General features: G+C 73.4%; 7 protein-coding genes. 3 read left to right on the forward strand and 4 right to left on the reverse strand.

Annotated features, from left to right (window positions below; all coding sequences use genetic code 11):
- Positions 1-261 precede the first annotated feature (261 nt).
- Positions 262-702 (forward strand): hypothetical protein, encoded by a 441-nt coding sequence (locus KMS84_RS37285; protein ID WP_256920988.1) that lies wholly within the window; start codon positions 262-264, stop codon positions 700-702.
- A 90-nt stretch (positions 703-792) separates the two neighbouring features.
- Here the strand turns inward: KMS84_RS37285 and KMS84_RS37290 are convergent, their stop codons facing one another.
- The 3 genes from KMS84_RS37290 to kbpA form a co-directional block, all read right to left on the reverse strand.
- A complete protein-coding gene (locus KMS84_RS37290; RefSeq protein WP_256920989.1) occupies positions 793-1299 on the reverse strand; it encodes a hypothetical protein in 507 nt (168 codons plus the stop codon).
- Between the two features lie 178 nt (positions 1300-1477).
- On the reverse strand, positions 1478-3847 hold the full coding sequence (gene afsK / locus KMS84_RS37295; protein WP_256920990.1) for a protein serine/threonine kinase AfsK: 2370 nt from the start codon (positions 3845-3847) through the stop codon (positions 1478-1480).
- A gap of 221 nt (positions 3848-4068) precedes the next feature.
- Positions 4069-4800: an AfsK-binding protein KbpA gene (gene kbpA, locus KMS84_RS37300; protein ID WP_256920991.1), complete on the reverse strand. Its 732-nt coding sequence runs from the start codon at positions 4798-4800 to the stop codon at positions 4069-4071.
- Between the two features lie 134 nt (positions 4801-4934).
- Between kbpA and KMS84_RS37305 the strand changes: the two genes are divergently transcribed.
- Complete coding sequence (locus KMS84_RS37305; RefSeq protein ID WP_069769535.1) at positions 4935-5570, forward strand: TetR family transcriptional regulator; 636 nt, start codon at positions 4935-4937, stop codon at positions 5568-5570.
- 99 nt (positions 5571-5669) lie between these two features.
- On the opposite strand, the gene KMS84_RS37310 is transcribed toward KMS84_RS37305, so the two are convergent.
- The gene (locus KMS84_RS37310; RefSeq protein WP_256920992.1) at positions 5670-6122 is read right to left on the reverse strand and encodes an Lrp/AsnC family transcriptional regulator; all 453 of its coding nucleotides are present in this window, start codon (positions 6120-6122) and stop codon (positions 5670-5672) included.
- Positions 6123-6204: 82 nt separating this feature from the next.
- Between KMS84_RS37310 and KMS84_RS37315 the strand changes: the two genes are divergently transcribed.
- The coding region (locus KMS84_RS37315; RefSeq protein WP_256920993.1) for a LysE family translocator at positions 6205-6655 on the forward strand (451 nt) is incomplete at its 3' end.

Here is a 6655-nt window from a genome sequence, read left to right on the forward strand (position 1 = left end):
TCCCCGCCCGCGCCCACGCCCCGCGTCCGCCCGCCCGGCACCCGCGTCAGCCCGGCCGTCCCGTCGGCACGCCGGCACAGGGCGGCCGCCTGGAGGCGCCGCGCCGTGTCGTACGCCGTCCGGTACCGCTGCCTCGCGTACCGGCACCACCAGGCGGACCCGCGGGACCGGACTGCATGGTCCGCCGGGGATTCCGCTACTGGCCGGCCCCCCGGCTGCCCGCGCCGGACTACCGGGAGTTCCTCCGGCGGGCCGCGTCGCGTGCTCGGGGAAGCGGGGCGAGGCCGGACGACATCCGGAACATGCGGGAGTCCCCTGCCCCGCCGGGCGATCCTGACCGCCCCCGGCATCGCCCAGGCCGACGGCGGCTGCAACACCGGCGAGTTCTGCGCCTACGCCGACGACAACGGGCTGACCTACCGCAACCAGGGCAACAGCACCGACTGGCCCGACTGGATCCAGAACAAGGTCGACTGGGTCGGGAACCGCGGCACCGGCGGCAGCCCGGCGCAGGTGAACATCTACTACAACGAGAACTACCGCAGCGCCTACGCCTGCATCGGCCAGGGCCACGAGTGGAACCTGCGCACCGACAGCCACATCTTCAGCTGGACCGCCGGCTACTCCGACGGCCTGGGTCTGGCCGTCCACGACAACGCGGCCTCCCACAAGTGGGTCTGGTCCTGCGGCGACAACACCTGACCGGCCCGGCCCGCACCGGGCCGTACGGGAGCGGCGCACCGGCTCGTGCCGGTGCGCCTTCGGGCGTCGGGGCGGCGCCCGGAAGCCGGGTCAGCCCGCCGTCGCGTAGGGCTCCGGGTCGCAGTGGTCCACCTTCGCCGCGAGGCCCGGGGAGGACAGGTCGACCTGGACGGTCGTCGTGTCGTTGCCGGCGACGTACGCGTCCTCGGTGCGTTCCTCCACCTCGGCGGAACCCGCGTCGAGGAAGGCGACCGTGACGGTGAAGTAGCCGCCGGCCGTGTTCGGGTTGTCGACCTCGACGGTCGCGTAGGCCCGGCTCGGCGTCGCACAGTCGACGAGCCGGACCGTGGCGTCCCGCAGCGCCGTGGAGGGGCCGGACGAGCCGGACGAGCCGCCGGATCCGGAGGTGGCGTCCGTGGAGTCGTCATCGTCGTCGTAGTCGTGGTAGCGCGACCCGGTGGAGCCGCCGGTCGAGGACGAGGTGTCGTGGTCCTGACCCGAGCTGCTGCACCCGCCGCCGTGGCCGTGGCTGCTGCCGTGACCGTGGCCCCGGCCCGTCGAGAAGCCGGTCAGTGCCAGGACGACGCACGTCGCCACCACTGCGAACCTGAGTCTTTGCCCCCGTCGATCCATACGGACAGCCTAGGCAAGGCCTGTCACGGCCATGTCACCGCGGGGCCACCGGCCCGTGCCCGTGCCCCGCCCGTGTCCCGGTCCCCCGGGCCCGTGCCGCGACCGCCGGCGCCGCGGCACGGCCCGGGCCGCGACGGCCGGCTCAGGCCGTCCGCGCGGTGCCCGTGCCCTTCTCCGCGTCCAGCGCGTACACGCAGCGGTCCTTGCTGCACGCGTACACGACCCCGTCGCGGACCACCGGCGAACCGGTGATCTCCCCGCCCGTCGCCAGCTTCCAGCGCAGCCGGCCGTCGTCGGCCTTCAGGGTGTAGAGCAGGTGGTCGGTGGAGCCGAAGTGGATACGGCCCTCCGCGACCGCCGGGGCCCCCACGATGTCGCCGCCCGCCTGGAAACGCCACTTGGGCGTGCCGGTGACCGCGTCCAGGGTGTAGAGCCCCTTGCCGCTGCCGACGTGGACATGGCCGGCGGCCACCAGCACGGGGTCGACGCAGGAGCGGGCCTCGGTGGCGATGCGCCAGCGGTCGCGGCCGTCGGTGGCGTCGATGGCGTACACCGTGCCGAGGTAGTCGGCCAGGTAGACGCCGCCGCCGGTGACCGCCGGGCCGGGCACGAAGGCGGGCGGGGACAGGAAGACCGCGGGCGCCTCGAAGTGCCAGCGCACCATGCCGCTCGCGATGTCGACGGCGAGGACGCGGGTGCCGGCCGAGACGTAGACGTAGCCGTCGGGGGCGGGCGTGACGCGGACCGGGACGCCGCCGCAGGAGGCCGTGTCGCCGATGGGGTACGTCCAGCGCTCCTCGCCGGTGCGGGCGTCCAGGGCTCTCAGCCGGGCGTCCTGCCAGACGAAGACGGTGCCCTCGTGCAGGACCGGCCCGGCCTCCGGGGACTCGAAGTCGGTCTGGCAGCCCGAGATCTCCCAGAGCTTCTGCCCGTTGGAGGCCTCCCAGCCCTGCACCCCGCCGCCGCGCGTGCCGGTGACGACCGTGCCCCGGTCGGCCTTGAGCGAGTACACCCAGGCCTCCGTCGACAGCCGCCACAGGTCGGCGCCCTCCCGGGCGTCCAGGGCGAACAGGGTGGGTCCGTCGGAGGCGTGCACGCGGCCGTCGGCGACCGCCATCGACCAGGCCACGTCCCGGGTCTTGAACCGCCGCCGCCCGGTCGCCACGTCCAGGGCGTGCACCTCGAAGGAGGTGACGTACACCAGGTCCCCCGCCACCGAGGGGGTCCCCCACACGTCGTTCGACATGCGGAAACGCCAGGGCCGCCACCCCGCCGGGGTCTCCGCGGGCGCACCCTGGGTGGCCGGGAGGGCCGTGTCGGCGCCGTTGACGCCCGGGTGCAGCCGCGACCAGTTGGCGACCATGCCCGGCTCGGCGACCGGCGCCTTCACGGCGGCCGTGGCGCGCACGTCGGCGACGCGCGGACCGGGCCCGATCGGCACGGCCGCGCCCGCCAGCCGGACGGGACCGGTGTCGGGGGCGCCGACGGCCACGGGAGGCTGGGCCGGCCGGGCGAGCACCACCGGATCGTGGGACGGCGGGGGCGGCACGTTGCCCCGGCCCAGCCCCACGCCGCCACCGCCGCTGCGCGGGCTCACCGGGGCGGGCTTGGCCTGCCGGCCGCCCCGGCGCGTCTCGATGAGGGCGACCGCCTTCTCGGGCAGCCACGCCGACGCCGTGCCGCTGTCGTCGGAACCGGAGCCGAAGAGGTGGGGGGCGAGCTGGGCCTGTAGATCGGCCGGGTTGGGGCGGGCCGTGGCGTCCATCTGCATACAGGACTCGATGAGCGGGCGCAGCTCGTCGGGGAGGCCCTCGAGGTCCGGGCCCTCGCGCAACAGCATGAAGACCGTCTCGACCGGGTTCGCGCCGTGGAAGGGCGGGTGGCCGGTGGCGGCGAAGACGAGCATCGAGCCGAGCGAGAAGACGTCGCTCGCGCCGGTGACGCTGCGCGAGTCCTTCGCCTGCTCGGGCGACATGTAGGCGGGGGTGCCGACGGCCACGTTCGTCATCGTCAGACGGGTGTTCGAGACGCCGGACGCGATGCCGAAGTCGATCACCCGGGGGCCGTCCTCGACCACGAGCACGTTGGACGGTTTCAGGTCACGGTGGACCAGCCCCGCGCCGTGGATGGACTGGAGGGCCTCCGCGACGCCCGCGGCCAGCCAGCGCACCGCCTGGGCCGGCATCGGCCCGCAGTCGTTCACTATCTCCTCGAGGGAGGGCGCGGGGACGTACGCGGTGGCCAGCCACGGCACGGCGGCGCGCGGGTCCGCGTCGACGACCGCGGCCGTGTAGAAGCCGGAGACCGCCCTGGCCGCCTCCACCTCGCGCGTGAAGCGCACGCGGAAGAGCTGGTCCTCGGCGAGCTCCGTGCGGACCGTCTTGATCGCCACGCGCCGGCCCGAGGCCGAGCGTGCCAGATAGACCAGCCCCATGCCGCCGGCACCCAGCCGTCCCAGCACCTCGAACGGCCCGATCCGCCGAGGATCGTGCTGCGTCAGCTGATCCACCACTTGCCTGCCACCTCCCCGTACGGGCCGCGCCACCCACTTGTGTACACGGCCCCGTGCAGCGTCTCACCACCGCACCGCCATGGCGGCACGCACCCCGATTCTTCCTGGCCGGGCGGCCGGTTGCGAACCCGGGGGCAATCGGGGTGTCTCATGCCATATGCGGGCAAAAAATCCTCACGGCGGGGCGAACCCGCCGGTGAGAAGGGCGCCCGGCACCCCGTTCAACGCTGGAGCAGCGCGAACGACGCCCCCTGATTGTCGGTGACGACGGCCACGGTGCCGTACGAGGCGGTGAACGGCCCCGCCTGCACCCGTCCGCCCAGCCGGCTCACCGCGCCCAGCGCCGCCTCGCAGTCCTCGGCGCCGAAGTGGACCAGGAAGTGCGGCGGCATCATCTCCGGGAAGACGTCGCTCACCGGGGCGCGGCCGAAGTCGGGGGCGGCGTCGGGGCCGAAGAGCGCCTCGTGGAAGAGATGCCCGTAGAACGTGTTGGCGGCCTCGGTGTCGCGGGCGTAGAGCTCGGCCCAGGCGAACGCGCCGGGCCGGTGGCGCACGCCGAATCCCGGGTGGCCGTCGGGCTGCCAGAGCCCGAAGACGGCGGACTCGGGGTCGGCGGCCAGCGCGGCGACGCCGAGCCCGCCCACCGGCACCGGGGCCGTCACCAGCTGGCCGCCCGCCGCCCGGATCCGCCGGGAGGTGGCCTCGGCGTCCGGGGTGGCGAAGTACACCGTCCACACGGTGGGCATGCGGCCGTCGGTCTTGTGGCCCAGGGCCGCCACGGGCTCGCCGTCCAGCCGGGCCCACACGGAGTCGCCGTACCCCTCGGGCCGCCCCTCGAAGGACCACCCGAAGAGCTCACCGTAGAACCGCTTGCCCGCGTCCACGTCGGGGAGCTGCGCGTCCACCCAGCAGGGGACGCCCTCTGCGTACACCGATGCCCTGTTTTCGGCCATGGAGCCAAACTAACGGCGGTTCACGCAAGCCGCAGACCAGGCACAGCCGCCTCCGGGCCCTCCCGCACCCCATTTGCAGTCGGCCGAATCGCGCTCCCATCACCCCTCGGTAAGCTGACGGCATGACAGGACAAGTGCGTACCGTCGACGGCCGCGTGGCCGGTCGGCGCGGGCAGGCGACGCGGCAGAAGCTGCTCGACTGCCTCAGCGAGATGCTCAGCTCCTCTCCGTACCGGGACGTCAAGGTCATCGACGTCGCCCGGAAGGCGGGCACTTCGCCCGCGACCTTCTACCAGTACTTCCCGGACGTCGAGGGCGCCGTCCTGGAGATCGCCGAGCAAATGGCCGCGGAGGGAGCCGAGTTGACCGAACTGGTCGCCGGCCGCTCGTGGGTCGGCAAGGCGGGCTGGCAGACGGCGCAGGAACTCGTGGACGGCTTCCTGGAGTTCTGGCGGAAGAACGACGCGATCCTGCGCGTGGTCGACCTGGGCGCGGCCGAGGGCGACAAACGCTTCTACAAACTCCGCATGAAGATCCTCAACTCGGTGAACAACTCCCTCTCGGACGCGGTCGCGGAGTTGCAGTCCAAGGGCAAGGTCGACAAGGACGTGAACCCGGCGGCGGTCGCCGGCGCGCTCGTCGCGATGCTCGCGGCCGTCGCCTCGCACCAGAAGGGCTTCCAGACGTGGGGCGTCAAACAGGCTGAGCTCAAGCCGAACCTGGCGCTGCTGGTGCACCTGGGCATCACCGGGAAGAAGCCGACGAAGTAGCGGCGGAGCCTGCGAGGGCGCACCACTCTTACGCTCAAGTCCTGTCTGGCAGGCGGCGGTTCACCGGTCCTTCGTCCGGTCTGACCGCCGCCTGCCGCGCTATGCGGGCAGCGCCCGGTCCTTCACCACGTGCTTCATGACCAGCGTCGACGTCAGCCGCTGCACGCCCGGCAGGGTGGCGAGCCGCTCGTCGTAGAGCCGCTGGAAGGCCGCGAGGTCGGCGGTGGCCACCCGCAGCAGGTAGTCGGGCTCCCCGAACAGCCGCTGCGCGTCCAGCACGTGCTCCACCTCGCCCACCGCCCGCTCGAACTCGGCGACCGTGTCGCGGTCCTCCTGGCGCATGGAGACGAAGACCAGCGCCTCGAAGGTCAGCCCGACGGCGGCCGGTTCCACCGTCGCGCGGTAGCCGCTGATCGCCCCGGACCGCTCCAGCTCCCGCAGCCGCCGGTGGCACGGCGAGACGCTCAGCCGCACGCGGGCGGCCAGCTCGGTCACGGTCAGCCGCCCGTCCTGCTGGAGTTCGGCAAGGATTTTCCGGTCGACGTCGTCCATGGGGTAGATCTTCCCTCATATCCCGGCGTTCCATGAAAACATCAGGAACACTTTCGGCCGCATCGCGCCTAATGTCCCTCACATGGATGTGGGAACGCTGCTTTCTTTCCTCGCCGTCGACCTGCTGCTGGTCTGCGTGCCGGGCGCCGACTGGGCGTATGTGATCTCCGCGGGGCTGCGCGGGCGCTCGGTCGGCGCCGCCGTGAGCGGCCTGGTGAGCGGCTACGCCCTGCACACGGCGCTGGCGACGGCGGGCCTGGCGGTCCTGGTCGCGGGCGAGCCCGCCCTGCTCACCGTGCTGACGGCGGCCGGCGCCGCCTATCTGGTGTGGCTGGGCTGGGGCGTGCTGCGGCGGCCCGGGACCCCGCAGGCCGGGGAGGCGGTCTCCGCGGACGGGACGGGCGGGACGCGGGTGTTCCTGCGTGGGGCCACGATCAGCGGCCTGAACCCCAAGGGCCTGCTCCTCTACCTCTCGGTCCTGCCGCAGTTCCTCGCCACCGGCGAGGGCACGGGGGGCGCCGAGGGGGCGGGCG

This window comes from Streptomyces hilarionis (assembly GCF_024539675.1).
GTDB classification, from domain to species: Bacteria; Actinomycetota; Actinomycetes; order Streptomycetales; family Streptomycetaceae; genus Streptomyces; species Streptomyces hilarionis.

Bases quoted from the DNA above. Each gene is read 5' to 3' on its own strand.
- kbpA (WP_256920991.1), bottom strand. From the start codon at position 4,800: ATGGCCGAAAACAGGGCATCGGTGTACGCAGAGGGCGTCCCCTGCTGG.
- KMS84_RS37310 (WP_256920992.1), bottom strand. From the start codon at position 6,122: ATGGACGACGTCGACCGGAAAATCCTTGCCGAACTCCAGCAGGACGGG.